At 68.2% G+C, this 15,317-nt stretch carries 13 protein-coding genes; 5 read left to right on the forward strand and 8 right to left on the reverse strand.

What is annotated here, in order from left to right; translation table 11 throughout:
- Window positions 1-7 precede the first annotated feature (7 nt).
- Both ACWGKS_RS22900 and ACWGKS_RS22905 read right to left on the reverse strand, forming a co-directional pair.
- The gene (locus ACWGKS_RS22900; protein WP_358510311.1) at window positions 8-247 is read right to left on the reverse strand and encodes an acyl-CoA carboxylase subunit epsilon; all 240 of its coding nucleotides are present in this window, start codon (window positions 245-247) and stop codon (window positions 8-10) included.
- Window positions 244-1,854 (reverse strand): acyl-CoA carboxylase subunit beta, encoded by a 1,611-nt coding sequence (locus tag ACWGKS_RS22905; RefSeq protein ID WP_358510308.1) that lies wholly within the window; start codon window positions 1,852-1,854, stop codon window positions 244-246. Before ACWGKS_RS22905 ends, ACWGKS_RS22900 begins: the two co-directional genes overlap by 4 nt.
- A gap of 262 nt (window positions 1,855-2,116) precedes the next feature.
- On the opposite strand from ACWGKS_RS22905, the gene ACWGKS_RS22910 reads away from it, so the two are divergent.
- Window positions 2,117-4,762, forward strand: a complete 2,646-nt coding sequence (locus ACWGKS_RS22910; protein WP_452524007.1) for a phosphoenolpyruvate carboxylase — start codon at window positions 2,117-2,119, stop codon at window positions 4,760-4,762.
- A gap of 59 nt (window positions 4,763-4,821) precedes the next feature.
- On the opposite strand, the gene ACWGKS_RS22915 is transcribed toward ACWGKS_RS22910, so the two are convergent.
- On the reverse strand, window positions 4,822-5,436 hold the full coding sequence (locus ACWGKS_RS22915; RefSeq protein ID WP_452524008.1) for a Uma2 family endonuclease: 615 nt from the start codon (window positions 5,434-5,436) through the stop codon (window positions 4,822-4,824).
- A 129-nt stretch (window positions 5,437-5,565) separates the two neighbouring features.
- Here ACWGKS_RS22915 and ACWGKS_RS22920 point away from each other — a divergent pair, with 129 nt between their 5' ends.
- From ACWGKS_RS22920 to ACWGKS_RS22935, 4 genes are all read left to right on the forward strand, one after another.
- Entirely contained in the window at window positions 5,566-6,408 is an 843-nt protein-coding gene (locus ACWGKS_RS22920; RefSeq protein ID WP_358510302.1) for a biotin--[acetyl-CoA-carboxylase] ligase, read from the forward strand.
- A gap of 72 nt (window positions 6,409-6,480) precedes the next feature.
- Window positions 6,481-7,002, forward strand: a complete 522-nt coding sequence (locus ACWGKS_RS22925) for a PH domain-containing protein (RefSeq protein ID WP_358510299.1) — start codon at window positions 6,481-6,483, stop codon at window positions 7,000-7,002.
- A gap of 131 nt (window positions 7,003-7,133) precedes the next feature.
- Window positions 7,134-8,129 (forward strand): adenylate/guanylate cyclase domain-containing protein, encoded by a 996-nt coding sequence (locus ACWGKS_RS22930; protein ID WP_358510296.1) that lies wholly within the window; start codon window positions 7,134-7,136, stop codon window positions 8,127-8,129.
- Window positions 8,130-8,224: 95 nt separating this feature from the next.
- Window positions 8,225-8,860 carry an MBL fold metallo-hydrolase gene (locus tag ACWGKS_RS22935; protein WP_452455219.1) on the forward strand — a complete coding sequence of 212 codons (636 nt, stop codon included), beginning with the start codon at window positions 8,225-8,227 and terminating at the stop codon, window positions 8,858-8,860.
- A gap of 64 nt (window positions 8,861-8,924) precedes the next feature.
- Here the strand turns inward: ACWGKS_RS22935 and ACWGKS_RS22940 are convergent, their stop codons facing one another.
- The 5 genes from ACWGKS_RS22940 to ACWGKS_RS22960 all read right to left on the reverse strand — a co-directional run bounded on the left by ACWGKS_RS22940 (window position 8,925) and on the right by ACWGKS_RS22960 (window position 15,237).
- A complete protein-coding gene (locus ACWGKS_RS22940) occupies window positions 8,925-10,046 on the reverse strand; it encodes a DNA alkylation repair protein (RefSeq protein WP_358514310.1) in 1,122 nt (373 codons plus the stop codon).
- 211 nt (window positions 10,047-10,257) lie between these two features.
- Window positions 10,258-11,052 carry a succinate dehydrogenase/fumarate reductase iron-sulfur subunit gene (locus ACWGKS_RS22945; RefSeq protein WP_358514312.1) on the reverse strand — a complete coding sequence of 265 codons (795 nt, stop codon included), beginning with the start codon at window positions 11,050-11,052 and terminating at the stop codon, window positions 10,258-10,260.
- On the reverse strand, window positions 11,049-13,034 hold the full coding sequence (locus ACWGKS_RS22950) for a fumarate reductase/succinate dehydrogenase flavoprotein subunit (RefSeq protein WP_452524012.1): 1,986 nt from the start codon (window positions 13,032-13,034) through the stop codon (window positions 11,049-11,051). Before ACWGKS_RS22950 ends, ACWGKS_RS22945 begins: the two co-directional genes overlap by 4 nt.
- A gap of 22 nt (window positions 13,035-13,056) precedes the next feature.
- The gene (locus ACWGKS_RS22955) at window positions 13,057-13,866 is read right to left on the reverse strand and encodes a hypothetical protein (RefSeq protein ID WP_358514316.1); all 810 of its coding nucleotides are present in this window, start codon (window positions 13,864-13,866) and stop codon (window positions 13,057-13,059) included.
- Window positions 13,867-14,235: 369 nt separating this feature from the next.
- A complete protein-coding gene (locus ACWGKS_RS22960) occupies window positions 14,236-15,237 on the reverse strand; it encodes a LysR family transcriptional regulator (RefSeq protein WP_358514318.1) in 1,002 nt (333 codons plus the stop codon).
- Window positions 15,238-15,317: the final 80 nt, after the last annotated feature.

Below are 15,317 nucleotides of genomic sequence, written 5' to 3' on the forward strand. Positions count from 1 at the left end.
GCAAAGCTCATCTCGTGCTCATGCGCCAGGCGCCGGGGCCGGGGCGCAAGGGGGTACGCATACCGCGTGATCGGTCGCGCCATCCGGACGTGGACCGCGCGGGTTCGCCCTTCTCGGCCGCGGCACGGGCCGCCGCCGCGCGGGCGGTGAGCACGGCCGTGAGCGCGGCGAGCTCCTCGGCGGAGGGTTCACCGCGCACCACGACCAGGTGCGGTGGTCTGTCCGATGACGGGTTCGGCGCGCTCACAGCGGAATGTTCCCGTGCTTCTTGGGCGGAAGCTGCTTGCGCTTGTTGCGCAGCGCCTTGAGCGCCTTGGCGATCTGGGTCCGCGTCTCGGAGGGCATGATGACTCCGTCGACGTAGCCGCGCTCGGCCGCCGCGTACGGGTTCAACAGGGTGTCCTCGTACTCGCCGACCAGACGGGTCCGCTCGGCCTCGACGTCCTCGGCCCCGGCCAGGGTGCGCCGGTGCAGGATGTTCACCGCGCCCTGGGCGCCCATGACCGCGATCTGCGCGGTGGGCCAGGCCAGGTTGATGTCCGCGCCCAGGTGCTTGGAGCCCATCACGTCGTAGGCGCCGCCGAAGGCCTTGCGGGTGATCACCGTGATCAGGGGGACCGTGGCCTCGGCGTAGGCGTACAGGAGCTTGGCGCCACGACGGATGATGCCGTCCCATTCCTGGTCGGTGCCGGGCAGGAAGCCGGGCACGTCCACGAAGGTCAACACCGGGACGTTGAAGGCGTCACAGGTGCGTACGAACCGGGCGGCCTTCTCGGAGGCGTCGATGTTCAGACAACCCGCGAAGCTCATCGGCTGGTTGGCGACGATACCGACGGACCGTCCGTCCACCCGGCCGTAGCCCACCACGATGTTGGTCGCGAAGCGCTCGTGCACCTCCAGGAAGTCACCGTCGTCCAGGACGGCCTCGATGACCCGCTTGATGTCGTAGGGCTGGTTGGCCGAGTCCGGGATGAAGGTGTCCAGGGCCAGGTCGCCGTCGGTGACCTCTTCACCGAGGTCCTCCTCGGGGGCCAGACTCGGCGGGTCCTCAAGGTTGTTGTCCGGCAGGTGCGACAGGAGCGTCTTGACGTAGTCGATGGCGTCTTGTTCGTCGGCGCCCATGTAGTGGGCCACGCCCGACGTGCCGGAGTGGGTGGCGGCGCCGCCCAGCTCCTCCATGGACACGTCCTCACCGGTGACGGTCTTGATCACGTCGGGTCCGGTGATGAACATCTGGGAGGTCTTGTCGACCATCACCACGAAGTCGGTCAGGGCCGGCGAGTACACGTGTCCGCCCGCGGTGGCCCCCATGATCAGGGAGATCTGCGGGATCACCCCTGAGGCGTGGGTGTTGCGCTTGAAGATCTCGGCGTACAGCCCGAGCGCGACCACACCCTCCTGGATGCGGGCGCCGCCACCCTCGTTGATGCCCACCACGGGGCACCCGTTGGTGAGGGCGTGGTCGAGGGCTTTACAGATCTTCTCACCGTAGACCTCGCCCAGTGATCCACCGAAGACGGTGACGTCCTGGCTGAACACCGCGATCGGGCGCCCGTCCACGGTTCCGTGCCCGGTCACGACGCCGTCGCCGTAGGGGCGGTCGGCGTCCAACCCGAAGTTGGTCGAGCGGTGGCGGGCCAGGGCGTCGAACTCCACGAACGAGCCGGGATCGAGCAGTGCGTCGATCCGCTCGCGCGCGGTCATCTTGCCCTTCGCGTGCTGTTTTTCGACAGCCCGTCGGGACCCGGCGTGCACGGCTTCGTACCTACGTCGTTGCAGGTCCGCGAGCTTGCCGGCGGTCGTGTGTATGTCGATCTCGGAAGCGGAGAGCGGTTCAGGGGCTTCGGTGGCCATAACTGCTCAGGGTAGCTCCGGGGATCCCGTGGGCCCGAAGGTGCCCCTTGCTTACTTGTCGGGTCGGGGGGTCCGGGTGGACTCGGAGTCAGGAGGGCGCGTCGGGCCGGGAAGGGCGGGAAAGCCGTCCGATATACCGAAAAATGCGTGAGCCGCTGTGAATTCGCCCGCCCTCGGCACAATTGTTAACGCGATGGCAAAGCGAGCACGAACACACCCCCGACCGTGTGTGCGCAGGGGCGATCTCGGTATCGTCGGCCACATGACAGCGGTTAGCGCAGAACGTGACAGTGCCCGGCAGGAAGTACCCGAGCAGCTCAGGAATGACGTCAAATTGCTCGGCGAGATGCTCGGAACGGTCCTCGCCGAAAGCGGCGGTGAGGAACTGCTCGCCGATGTCGAGAAACTCCGCCACGCCGTGATCGGGGCCCGCGACGGCTCCGTCACCACCGAGGAGATCACCGCGATCGTCGGTGCCTGGCCGCTGGAACGCGCCAAGCAGGTCGCCCGCGCGTTCACGGTCTACTTCCACCTCGCCAACCTGGCGGAGGAACACCAGCGCATGCGCGCCCTGCGCGAGCGCGACGACGCCGCGAACCCGCCCCACGAGTCCCTGGCCGCCGCGGTGCGCGCCATCCGTGCGGGCGACGGCGGCGAGGAACGGCTCGCCGAGCTGGTCGCGGGCATGGAGTTCCACCCGGTCCTCACCGCCCATCCCACCGAGGCGCGACGCCGCGCCGTGTCCACCTCCATCCTGCGGGTCAGCTCCGAACTGGACGCCTGGCACGGCGCCCACGAGGGCAGCACCGCGGCGGGCGAGGCGCACCGTCGCCTTCTGGAGGAGATCGACCTTCTCTGGCGCACCTCGCAGCTTCGCTACACCAAGCTCGACCCGCTGGACGAGGTGCGCACCGCCCTGGCCGCCTTCGACGAGACGATCTTCTCCACCATCCCGCAGGTGTATCGGACCCTGGACGCCGCCATCGACCCCGAGGGCACCGGCACCCGCGCACCCCGGGCCACCCCCTTCGTTCGTTACGGCAGCTGGATCGGCGGCGACCGTGACGGCAACCCGTTCGTCACCCACGAGGTGACCCGGGAAGCCGTCACCATCCAGTCCGAACACGTCCTCCGTGCCCTGGAGAAGGCCTGCGAACAGGTGGGACGCACCCTCACCGTCTACTCCAACCTCACCCCCGCCGACCGGGGCCTGCTCGACACCCTCGCCGAGGCCAAGGCCGCCTACCCGTCGCTGATGGCCGAGGTCGAGAAGCGTTCGCCCAACGAACCCCACCGCCAGTTGCTGCTCCTGGCCACCGCACGGCTGCGTGCCACGCGCGAACGCGACGCCGACCTCGCCTACCCCGGCGCCGAAGCGTTCCTCGCCGACCTGCGCCTGGTGCAGGAATCCCTGGTCGCCGCCGGGGCCGTACGACAGGCCTACGGCGAACTCCAGCACGTGGTGTGGCAGGCCGAGACCTTCGGTTTCCACCTGGCCGAACTGGAGATCCGTCAGCACAGCGAGGTGCACGCGGCCGCGCTCGCCGAACTGGAGGCGGGCGGCACGCTCTCCGAACGCACCGAGGAGGTGCTGGCCACCCTGCGCACCATCTCCTGGATCCAGGAGCGCTTCGGTGTGGAGGCCTGCCGTCGCTACATCGTCAGCTTCACCCGTACGGCCGAGGACATCGAGGCCGTGTACAAGCTGGCGACCTATGCCCTGCCGCCCAAGCGGGTGCCGGTCCTGGACGTCATCCCGCTGTTCGAGACCGGTGCCGACCTGGAGGCCTCGCCCCACGTCCTGGCCGGCATGCTCGACCTGCCCCAGGTGCGGCAGCGGCTGGTCGACAACGACCGTCGTCTGGAGGTCATGCTCGGCTACAGCGACTCCGCCAAGGACGTCGGCCCGGTCAGCGCGACCCTGCGCCTGTACGACACCCAGGCCCGCCTGGCCACGTGGGCCCGCGAGCAGGACGTACGCCTGACCCTCTTCCACGGTCGGGGCGGTTCCCTGGGCCGTGGCGGCGGCCCGGCCAGCCGTGCCCTGCTCGCCCAGGCCCCGGGCTCGGTGGACGGCCGGTTCAAGGTCACCGAACAGGGAGAGGTCATCTTCGCCCGCTACGGGCAGTCCGCCATCGCCCGTCGCCACATCGAACAGGTCGGCCACGCCGTCCTGATGGCCTCCACCGACGAGGTTCAGGAACGCGAACGCGCCGCCGCCACGCGTTTCCGTCCCCACGCCGACACCATCGCCACCGCAGCCCAGGACGCCTACCTGGAGCTGATCGGCACCGAGGAGTTCGCGGTGTGGTTCTCCCAGGTGAGCCCGTTGGAGGAACTGGGAGAGCTGCGACTCGGGTCGCGTCCCTCCCGGCGTGGGGCGGCCAAGGGCCTGGACGACCTGCGGGCCATCCCGTGGGTGTTCGCCTGGACCCAGACCCGCGTCAACCTGCCCGGTTGGTACGGGCTCGGCACCGGCCTGGCCGCCATCGACGACCTGCCCACCCTCCAGGCCGCCTACCGGGAGTGGCCGATGTTCGCGTCGTTGCTGGACAACGCGGAGATGAGCCTGGCCAAGACCGACCGCACCATCGCGGAGCGGTACCTGGCGCTGGGCGGCCGTCCCGAGCTCACCGAGAAGGTGCTGGCCGAGTACGACCTGACCCGAAGCCTCGTCCTGCGAGTGACCGGGCATAGCCGTCTGCTGGAGAACCGCGCGATCCTGTCCCGCGCCGTGGATCTGCGCAACCCGTACGTGGACGCGCTCAGCCACCTACAGTTGCGGGCCCTTGAGGCGCTGCGCGGCGAGGAGGCGGACTCCCTGTCGGAACAGGACGGCCAGCACCTGGAGCGGCTGCTCCTGCTGTCCGTCAACGGCGTGGCCGCCGGCCTCCAGAACACCGGCTGATCGGCCCTCGACCGGACTCGGGCCCCGCACCCCTCGTGGGTACGGGGCCCGATCACGTGTCAGAGGGGGAACTCGCCCGTGTCCAGCGTCAGGTCGAAGGGGGCGGGAAGGAGGAGTTCCTTACCGAAGGGCACCTTGGTGATGCTCGTGTAGCGGCCGTTCTCCGGATCGGAGAAGAGCGTGATCTCGCCGCCACCACCGTCCGGATCCCAGCGATCCACCAAGAGGTACAAGGGCACCCCGGCATGCGCGTAACCCCAGAGCTTGGGCTTACGATCCATCTTCGCGGTGCTCTGGGAGGTCACCTCGACCAGCAGCAACGCGTCCTCGGCCGAGTGCTCGGCGCTCCGCATCATGATGGAACCGGGGAGTACGACCAGATCGGGAATGTAGAGACCGCTGCGCATCGGTACCCGGACATCGATGTTCTGGTGTACCTCGGCTTCACCGATGGCACTGCCTTCACGCAGGATCTCCTTGATGATCCATTTGTTGATCAAGGCGATGATGCGTGCGTGCTCGTCCTTGGGGGGAGCCATGATGCTGATCGCGCCTTCGATGATCTCGGCCCGCCAACCTTCGGGCAGGTCCAGCTCTTCCCAGGCACGCAACACGACTTCCCAGTGAGACGGCATGTCGACCGCGCTCTCCGACTCCGCTTCCGCGATGGCCATGTGTCGCGACACCTCCAGTAGCTGAACGTAGCGGCGCACGATCACCGATGTGGTGGTTTCAGCCTAACCTGTGCCCTCACGAGGCGAAGGTGTTTCCATCGGAGATTCCGGCGCTGCTGTAATGGGGCTATGACCGGCGAACACAGCGACGAGATCCCCGCTCTGGACCAGACCGCTCTCACCGACGCCATCGTGCGTCCCGGGGGGCTCTGGCGGAGCGTGGAAGTGGTGCCCGAGGCCGGGTCCACCAACACCGACCTGGCCATCCGCTCCAAGGACGGGGCCCCCGAGGGGACCGTGCTGGTGACCGAGCACCAGACCGCGGGGAAGGGCCGACTGGGGCGCGGGTTCACCACCCCGGAGCGGGTGGCCCTCACCTTCTCGCTGTTGGTGCGGCCGTCCGTCCCCTCGGAACGCCTGGGTTGGGTGTCCCCGTTGATGGGGGTGGCCGCCGTCGTCGCCGTGCGAGAGGTGAGCGGGGTGCCGGCCGCGCTGAAGTGGCCCAACGACGTCCTGGTTCCGGGGGAGGAACGGGACGGCAAGCTCGCCGGGATCCTCGCCGAGGCCGACTTCTCCGACCCCGACCGGATGGGGGTGGTGGTGGGCATGGGCCTCAACGTCTCCCAGGGGCGGGCCGAGCTGCCCGTGGAGACCGCCACCTCACTACGGGCCGAGGGCGCGGGTGGAGTGGGGCGCGACGAACTGCTGCGGGCCGTCTTGGCCGCGTTCGAGGAGCGCTACACCGCCTGGGTCGACGCCTCAGGGGACGCAGAGGCCAGTGGGCTGGCCGACGAGTATCGCCTCATGTGCGTCACCCTGGGCCGCGCGGTCCGGGTCCACCTGCCCGGAGACCGCCTGTTGGAGGGCACCGCCGCCCGGGTGGACGACCAGGCCAGGCTGGTGGTGGCCGGACCGACCGGGGAGAAGGCGCTGAACGTGGGCGACGTGGTCCACGTGCGCCCCGGCGATTAGGTCACGGAGAGTTGTCCACAGGGACCATTCGGCGTCTCCCGTGGCGCGGAAGCTTGTGTCATTATCACCGGTATGGCTATCGCGGACCGTTATCTCTCCGACGACGAGGAACTCGTCTACGTCGCACGGCAACACTGGACCGTCCTCGCGGGTGAGTTCGTGATGCTGTTCGTCATCATCGCGGTGGCGGGTACGGCGCTGTTCTTCATCCCCTGGAGTGAGGACTGGAGCCTCATCGCCGGGGGCATCGTGGTGGCCGTCGGGGTCGTCGCCGCGCTGGCCTTCTGGTTCGTCCCCATGCTCAAGTGGTCGACCACCGTCTACATCCTCACCAACCGGCGGCTCATGATGCGCGACGGCATCATCTCCAAACAGGGCCGCGACATGCCGCTCACCAGAGTGAACGACGTTTCGTTCAACATCTCCCTGTGGGAACGGATCATGCGGTACGGAACGTTGTCCATTCAGTCGGCGTCCGAACAGGAGGGCATGGTCCTTCAGAGGGTGCCCCGACCCCAGTGGTTCCAGTCGGAGATCTACCGCCAGGTCAACTCGGCCCAGCGACCGGACTACCCGGCCGGGCCACCGGTCTGACCAGCGGTTTCGTCACCCGGGCCCCGAGGGGTTCGGGAGTAGGCTGGAGCCGGAACCAAGGCCGCGCCCCCGGGCCGGTGCCATAGTGATTGCTCCCCGCCAGGCGGGGAAGGTCCCGTGAAAGAGAACGTATGCCGTCGCGTCCTGACCCGAAAGCGATCGAGTCCGCCCTACTCGGTGGTGAAGCGGTCTACACCAGGGAACAGGCGGTCGAGCTCTCCGGAGCCGATCCCGAGCTCGCCGGCCGAGTCTGGCGTGCCCTGGGCTTTCCCACCCTCGGTGACGACACGATCATCTTCACCGAGAGCGACGTCGAGGCCCTGCGCATCGCTCACTCCCTGCTGGACGAGGGCGTCCTCGACGAGGAGGGAGTGGTCCGTTTCGCCCGCGCGATGGGACAGACCATGGCCCGCCTGGCCGACTGGCAGACCAGCATCCTCAGCACGCTCATCTTCAAGGACGGTGGGGAGGACCCGGCCAACAGCCCGCTGATGAACCAGGTCAAGGAGCTGTTGCCGGACGTCGAACGCCTGCTGCTGCACATCTGGCGTCGGCAACTGGCCGCGTCCACGGCGCGCACGCTGGCCGTGATGTCCAACGGCAACGACGCCATCCCGAACTACTACCCGCTGATCGTGGGCTTCGCCGACCTGGTCTCCTTCACCACGCTCAGCCGTGAGCTCGACGAGATGGAGCTCGCCGGTGTGGTGGAGGGCTTCGAGGCGACCGCCGCCGACATCGTCGCCTCCGGGGGCGGACGGGTGGTCAAGACCCTCGGCGACGAGGTGCTCTTCGTGGCGGACTCGCCCACCCAGGCGGCCGACATCGCGCTGCGCCTGGCCTCGGGGGTCAAGACCCACGTGGAGGTCCCCGACGTACGGGTGGGTGTGGCCTACGGCCCGGTGCTGACCCTGCACGGAGACGTCTTCGGCACCACGGTCAACCGATCCAGCCGGCTCACCTCCTTCGCACGGCCGGGGACCGTCCTCATCGACGATGCCCTCGCCGAGAGCCTCGAAGGGGTGGAGGGGATCCAGGTGGTGCAGGTCAGGGCCCGACACGCGCACGGCCTCGGCCTGATCCAGCCCTACACGCTGCGTCGCGACTTCGACGCCCCGAACCCTTGACACACCGGGGAGGTCGACGCGAACAGCGTGTGCGAGGGGACCGCGCCCGATAGGCTCGAAGCTCCTGCCCCGTAAGACGTTCAGGTGGTGAGCCTGTGAGTTCCCAGTCGCCCGTCCAGCGGCTACGTACCTCGGGAATCTTCAGTTTGGAAGGTTCCGAGTCCAATGTCGAGAACAACGTGTGGATCGTCGGCGACGACGACACCGCCGTGGTGATCGACGCATCCCACGACCACGAGCGAATAGCCCGAGGTCTGGGTGATCGCGAGCTCATGGCGATCGTGTGCACCCATGGACACAACGATCACATCGATGCCGCGGTGGCCTTGGCCGACCTCACCGATTCCCCGATCCTGCTGCACCCCGACGACGCCGAGCTCTGGCAGCAGGTGTACCCCTACCGCGAACCCGACGCCCCGTTGTTGCACGGCGAGGTACTGACCGCGGGCGGGATCGAGCTGACCATCCTGCACACCCCGGGGCACACACCCGGTGGGGTGTCCCTGTACGCCCCCGAACTCGGGGTGGTGTTCAGTGGGGACACGCTCTTCCCGGACGGTCCCGGTGCCACCGGCCAGCCGTCGTCGGACTTCCCGACCATCATCGCCTCCATCCGCGACCAGCTGGCGGTCCTGCCGGGTGACACCGTGGTGCACCCCGGCCACGGCGAGTCCACCACGATCGCCGAGGCCGCCGCCCACCTGGAGGGTTGGGCCCAACGCGGCTTCTGACCGGAGTCCCCGCGGAGCGCGTCGAACCCGCGGGGCCCGGGGCCGCCCGTTCGCCGGTGACCGCTCAGACGCGGAGGTCGAAAGTGGCGGACGCCTTGACCAGGCCGTTGACCTGGATCTCCACCAGGTGTTCGCCCGGGTGGTAGGCGCGGGTGCTGATCGGGCGCACCGGGTGTTTCTTCTCCAGGACCCGACGTTCCCCGGAGCACAGCTCCACCTTGGTCCACTTGAACACCTTGCGGCCCAGGGAGCCGTCGGCGCGGACGTGGTGCACCACGTAGTCGACCACCATCATGTGCGGACGGATGTCGGTGTTCTCCAGTTCGATCCGTACCAGCAGGGTCTGGCCCAGGTCCAGTAGGCCCGGGGACAGAACGAGCCCGTGGGCTCGGGCGTGCTCGCCGCCGGTGGCGCCGAGCAGCGCCAGGGCCCGCTGATCGCCCTCCTTGACCAGGGTGCGCAGGGCGTGCCGAACGGTCCACGCGGTCTCGGGGGTGGGGCTCTGCCGGGTCCACCGCTCGGCCAGGTCCAGGACCAGTTCGGGGTGCTCGCGGGCGATGTCGTTGAGGTTGTTGGCCACCGACGTGCGCACGTGCTTGGAGGGGTCGCTGCGCAGCGCCTCCAACACGTCGAGCACCGGTAGTGGATCGGTGACGAATCCGGGGAGCCGGCGTGCCCAGGGCAGTCGGGGTCGGATGCCCTCACTGGCGAACCGGCGCACGTGGTGATCGGGGTCGACCGCGCAGGCGCGCATCAGCGCCATGGTCGCTTCATAGTGCCGCAGCACGAACGGCCGGACGGCGAACTCACCGGTGTGCCGCTTGGTGATCTCCACCAGGGCGGGCAGCGAGACCTCCGGGTGATCCAGCCCGTACTCCTCCACGAACCGGGCCACGGGCATGAGGTGGAACCCGTCGTTGAACATGCCGTCGTCCTCGCCCAAGGGGTCCTTGAGGGAGGCGACCAGCACGGCGATCGCCTCGGGGTAGTGCTCGGGGAGCCGGTCCCGCAGCCCCCGCGCCATCACCAGCACCCGATCCTTGAGTTCCAGGGGTTCGACTTCGCGATCGACCTGCACGGCGTAGGATTCCACGTCGAATCCTGGAAACACCGTGCGAATGGAATCACCGAGCACGCGCGCCGCCGCGCCGTCGAAGTGCTTCTTGAGGCTGTATGCACCGGCCATGCCCGCCCACTCCCGCCGTCGATTGGGGGTAAAGCTATCCCGCTCCTACGACGAAGTCGAGAATTTCCTGAATCCATGACAAAGGTGATTCCCAAGGCCTTTTCGGTGTTCTTGTAAGAAAACCCCGGTCGAAACCGGAAATGGATCACGGGTGTTTCCGAGGGGCGGCGGGAGAACACCCGCCGCCCGGCCCCTTCGATCCGACTCCGGCTCACTCCCGCCGAGGTTCGGAGTCGCGGACGTTCGGCACCATCGGGGTGTCCTTCGGTCGCATCCCGATCTTCGACCCCAGCCACACCAACGGGTCGTACTTGCGGTCCACCACCCGTTCCTTGAGCGGGATCAGCGCGTTGTCGGTGATGCGGATCCCCTCGGGACACACCTCCGTGCAGCACTTGGTGATGTTGCAGTAGCCCATCCCGAACTCGTCCTGGGCGATTCGGCGACGGTCCGCGGTGTCCTCCGGGTGCATCTCCAGTTCGGCCACCCGCATCAGGAAGCGGGGCCCGGAGAAGTGCTCCTTGTTCTCCTCGTGGTCACGGATCACGTGGCACACGTTGTTGCACAGGAAGCACTCGATGCACTTGCGGAACTCCTGGGGACGCTCCACGTCCACTTGCCGCATCCGGAAGTCGCCCGGCGAGGTGTTCGGGTCCGGGGTGAACGAGGGGATCTCGCGCGCCTTGTCGTAGTTGAACGACACGTCGCACACCAGGTCCCGGACGACCGGGAAGGTGCGCATGGGCGTCACCGTCACCACCTCGTCCTCCTCGAACACGCTCATCCGCGTCATGCAGGACAGCCGCGGCATCCCGTTGATCTCCACCGAACAGGAACCGCACTTGCCGGCCTTGCAGTTCCACCGCACGGCCATGTCGGGGGCCTGGGTGGCCTGGAGGCGGTGCAGTACGTCCAAGACCACCTCGCCCTCGTTGACCTCGACCTCGTACTCGGTGAGTTCGCCCTCGTCCGATCCTCGCCACACCCGGAACGTCCGCTCGGTCATGACGTGCCCTCCTCGGTCGTGTCCGTCCTCTCCGCGTCCTCGTCGGTGTCGGTACGCGGACCCTCCTCCGGTGGCCCCTCCTCGGGCAACTCCTCCTCGGTGAGGTACTTGGCCAGTTCCTCCCGCTCGAACAGGCGCAGCAGTTCGGCGGGGACGTCGGCGAGCGGACGCCGGGTCAGCTCCACCCGACCGTCGACCGCCCGGGCGGCCAGGTTCACCCGCCGCCATCGCGCCGACATGTCGGGGAAGTCGTCACGGGTGTGCCCACCCCGCGACTCGGTGCGTTCCAGGGCGGCCCTGGTGACGGCCTCCGACACCAGCAGCATGTTCGGCAGCGCCAACGCCAGGTGCCAACCCGGGTTGTACACGCGATCGCCCGGAGCGCTGATCACCTGTACGCGTTCGGTCAGCTCCGACAGTCGCTCCAGGGCCTTCTCCATCTCCGGTCCCTTGCGGATGATGCCGACCAGGTCGTTCATGGTGTCCTGAAGCTCGGAGTGCAACGTGTAGGGGTTCTCGCCCTCGCCCTGCTTGAGCGGGGCCAACGAGGAGCGGACGGCCGCCGCCACCACGCGATCCACCGGACCGGGGGAGGGCTTCGACTCGGTCAATGCGTCGACGTAGGCGGCGGCGCCCAGTCCGGCCCGCCGCCCGAACACCAGCAGGTCCGACAGCGAGTTGCCGCCCAACCGGTTGGAGCCGTGCATCCCGCCCGCCACCTCCCCGGCGGCGAACAACCCAGGCACGTCGGAGGCGGCGGTGTCGGCGTCCACCCGGACCCCGCCCATGACGTAGTGGCAGGTGGGGCCGACCTCCATGGGTTCGGCGGTGATGTCCACGTCCGCCAGTTCCTTGAACTGGTGGTGCATGGACGGCAACCGGCGCCGGATCTCCTCCGCCGGCAACCTGGTGGACACGTCAAGGAACACGCCGCCGTGCGGCGACCCGCGCCCCTCCTTCACCTCGTTGTTGATCGCCCGGGCCACCTCGTCGCGGGGCAGCAGCTCCGGTGGCCTGCGGTTGTTCGCGGGATCGTCGTACCAGCCGTCGGCCTCCGCCTCGGTCTCGGCGTACTGGGAGCGGAACACGTCGGGCACGTAGTCGAACATGAACCGATCGCCCTTGGAGTTGCGCAGCACTCCGCCGTCACCGCGGACCGACTCGGTGACGAGGATGCCCTTCACCGAAGGTGGCCAGACCATCCCGGTGGGGTGGAACTGCACGAACTCCATGTTGATCAGCGACGCCCCGGCGCGCAGGGCCAACGCGTGCCCGTCACCGGTGTACTCCCAGGAGTTGGAGGTGGTGCGGAAGGCCTTGCCGATCCCGCCGGTGGCCAGCACCACGGTAGGCGCCTCGAACAACACGAAGCCGCCGTCCACACGCCGGTAACCGAACGCGCCGACCACCCGGCCCTCGTCTCCGGGCTCGCGCAGGAGGTCGGTGACCGCGGTCTCGGCGAACACCCGCAACCGGGCGTCGGGGTCGCCGTGCTCGACGGCGTCCGCCTGCTGGAGCGCCACGATCCGCTGTTGGAGGGTGCGGATCAGCTCCAGCCCCGTGCGGTCGCCCACGTGCGCCAGTCGCGGATACTCGTGCCCGCCGAAGTTGCGTTGGCTGATGCGCCCGTCGGCGGTGCGGTCGAACAGGGCGCCCCAGTACTCCAGCTCCAGGATCCGGTCGGGGGACTCCTTGGCGTGGAGTTCGGCCATGCGAGGGTCGTTGAGGAACTTGCCGCCGCGCAGGGTGTCGCGGAAGTGCACGGTCCAGGTGTCGTCGGCGTTGGTGTTGCCCAGGGCGGCCGCGGCCCCGCCCTCGGCCATCACCGTGTGGGCCTTGCCGAAGAGCGACTTGGAGATGATCGCGGTTCGTTTGCCCTGTTCACGGGCGGCGATCGCGGCGCGTAGACCCGCTCCGCCCGCGCCGATCACCACGACGTCGTAGCTGTACCGGGTGACCCCGGCCTCTGTTTTGGGGGGCATGCGATGCTTCTTCCTTCCCCGCTCAGTTGAGGATGCGAAGGTCGGTGATGGTGCCGCTCGCGACCAGCGCGACGTAGGCGTCGGTGATCATCAGCGAGGCGATGCTGAGCCAGCCGTAGAGCATGTGCCGGTTGTTCAGCGTGGAGACCCGCGACCACAGCCAGTACCGGACGGGGTTGCGGCCGAAGCTGCGCAGCCGGCCGCCCATGATGTGTCTGCACGAGTGGCAGCCGAAGGTGTAGGCCCACAGCAACAGCACGTTCGTGAGCATGATCAGGTTGCCGACCCCGATGCCGAAGCCGCCGTCCACGCCGTGGAAGAAGGGGACGAGCATGTCCCAGGTGTTGATCAGGACGATGGCGCCCGCGGCGTAGAAGAAGTAGCGGTGTCCGTTCTGCGGGAGCATGAGCGGCCGGGTCTCGCCGGTGTAGTTCCGGTGCGGTTCGCGGACCGCGCAGGCCGTCGGCGCCTGCCAGACGGAGCGGTAGTAGGCCTTGCGGTAGTAGTAGCAGGTCACCCGGAACAGCAGCAGGATCGGCAGGCTGAGCAGGGCGTACGGCAGGAAGGGCGGGAACTCCCAGGGGACCCGGCCGAAGAGTGACGCGTCCGGGACGCACTGCTGGGCCAGACAGGGGGAGTAGAAGGGCGTCAGGTAGTGGTGTTCCTGGACCCAGTAGTGGTCCTGTTGGAAGACCCGTGCGGCTCCGTAGACGAGGAAGGTGGCCAGGCCCAACGTCGTCAGCGTCGGACCCAGCCACCATCGGTCGGTTCTGAGCGTGCGCCCGGGGACGCGCGCCCGCCCGGCGGGGTTTGCGTCTTGTGTCGAGGTCACCGTGGACTCCACCTCCTGTGGAGAGCGACCCGGACGGGGATACGGGTGCGGGCCCGCGCCCCTCCGGTGGCCGTGACCGCCCCTGGTTCTGGACGGCCGGGGGAAGCAGTAGGGAACCGGTCTGCTACGCAACGCTAGGTCGCTGTGATCACGGTCACGTTCCGGGGCTGGGGAATCCGCGAGAAATGGCTGTGATGTACGCCACTATCGCCATGCGATTTGCGAAGAAAGGAGAACTATCAGGCCATTTATCCGCGATGCGGTTTTCGGGGCTGCTGGCGAGAAAGTGCCCGGAGTTGATATAGGGGCCCAGGTGATCACGATCGTGGCCCGCGGCGTCCTCCGGGCGCGAACGGCGCGAGAGGCGCTTCAGGGGGACATGGACAGTCCGTCGTCCCGCGTCTCGCCATGACGGTTCCGTGGCCCTCCGGCGTCCGTGGCGGAGATGAGGACCTCCAGGTCGGGTCCCAGGTCCTGCGGTCCCATCGCCAGCAGGTACGCGTGCAGGTGCCGGCGGAACGCGTCCGCCGAGTGCGAGGGCTCCACGTCCTTGCGCCGGGCCAACGCCACGGTGCGCAGCAGACGGGGACGGGACAGCGGGGTGCCGCGCAGCCCGGGCCGGTTGCGCAACACCATGCTGGGCACCACCGCCAACCCCAGACCGGCCTCGACGAACCTCAGGACCGCGTCCATCTCGCCGCCCTCCACGGCCAACTCCGGCTCGAAACCGGCGGCGCGGCAGGCGCGGAGCGTCGCCTCGCGAACGTCGTAACCCCGCCGGAACATGACCAGGGGGCGCCCCTGGAGTTCGGTGATGCGCATCGAGGCGCGCCCGTTCGGCGCGGGCTCCGACGTAGGGCTGGCCACCACCAGGTTCTCCCGCAGGATCGGGGTGGTGGAGAAGTCCGGATCGCTGCTTTGCAGCGGGAGGATGATCAGGGCCATGTCGAGTTCGCCGCGACCCAGGTTGCGGATGAGGTCGCGTGAACCGCTCTCCTCCACGTGGAGTTCGATCCCGGGGAAGCGGGTATGGAAGTCGGCGAGAACGTCCGCCAGTAGTCCCGCGCACAAGGATGGGGTCGCCCCCAGTCGCACCCGGCCGCGCCGCACGCCGGCCAGTTCCGCCACCTCGCGACGGGCCGTTTCCAGGTCGGTGAGGATGCGTTGGGCGAGCGGAAGCAATGCCTCACCCGCTGGAGTGAGTGTGATGTTTCCCCGGGCACGACTGAATAACGGCGCACCCAACTCCTTCTCAAGGCTGCGGATCTGTTTGCTCAAACTCGGCTGAGCGACGCGTGAAAGCTCGGCTGCACGGGTGAAATGGCGCGTGCGGGCCACAGCGACGAAGTAGGCGAGCTGCTGGAACTGCATGCTTCATAGCCTAAGGCTATGGACACGAGGGTCGCGATGACTTGGACGTTGGGCTTAACTCGAATTTAGAGTGGCAGGCT

The organism is Nocardiopsis sp. NPDC055879, from assembly GCF_053615935.1.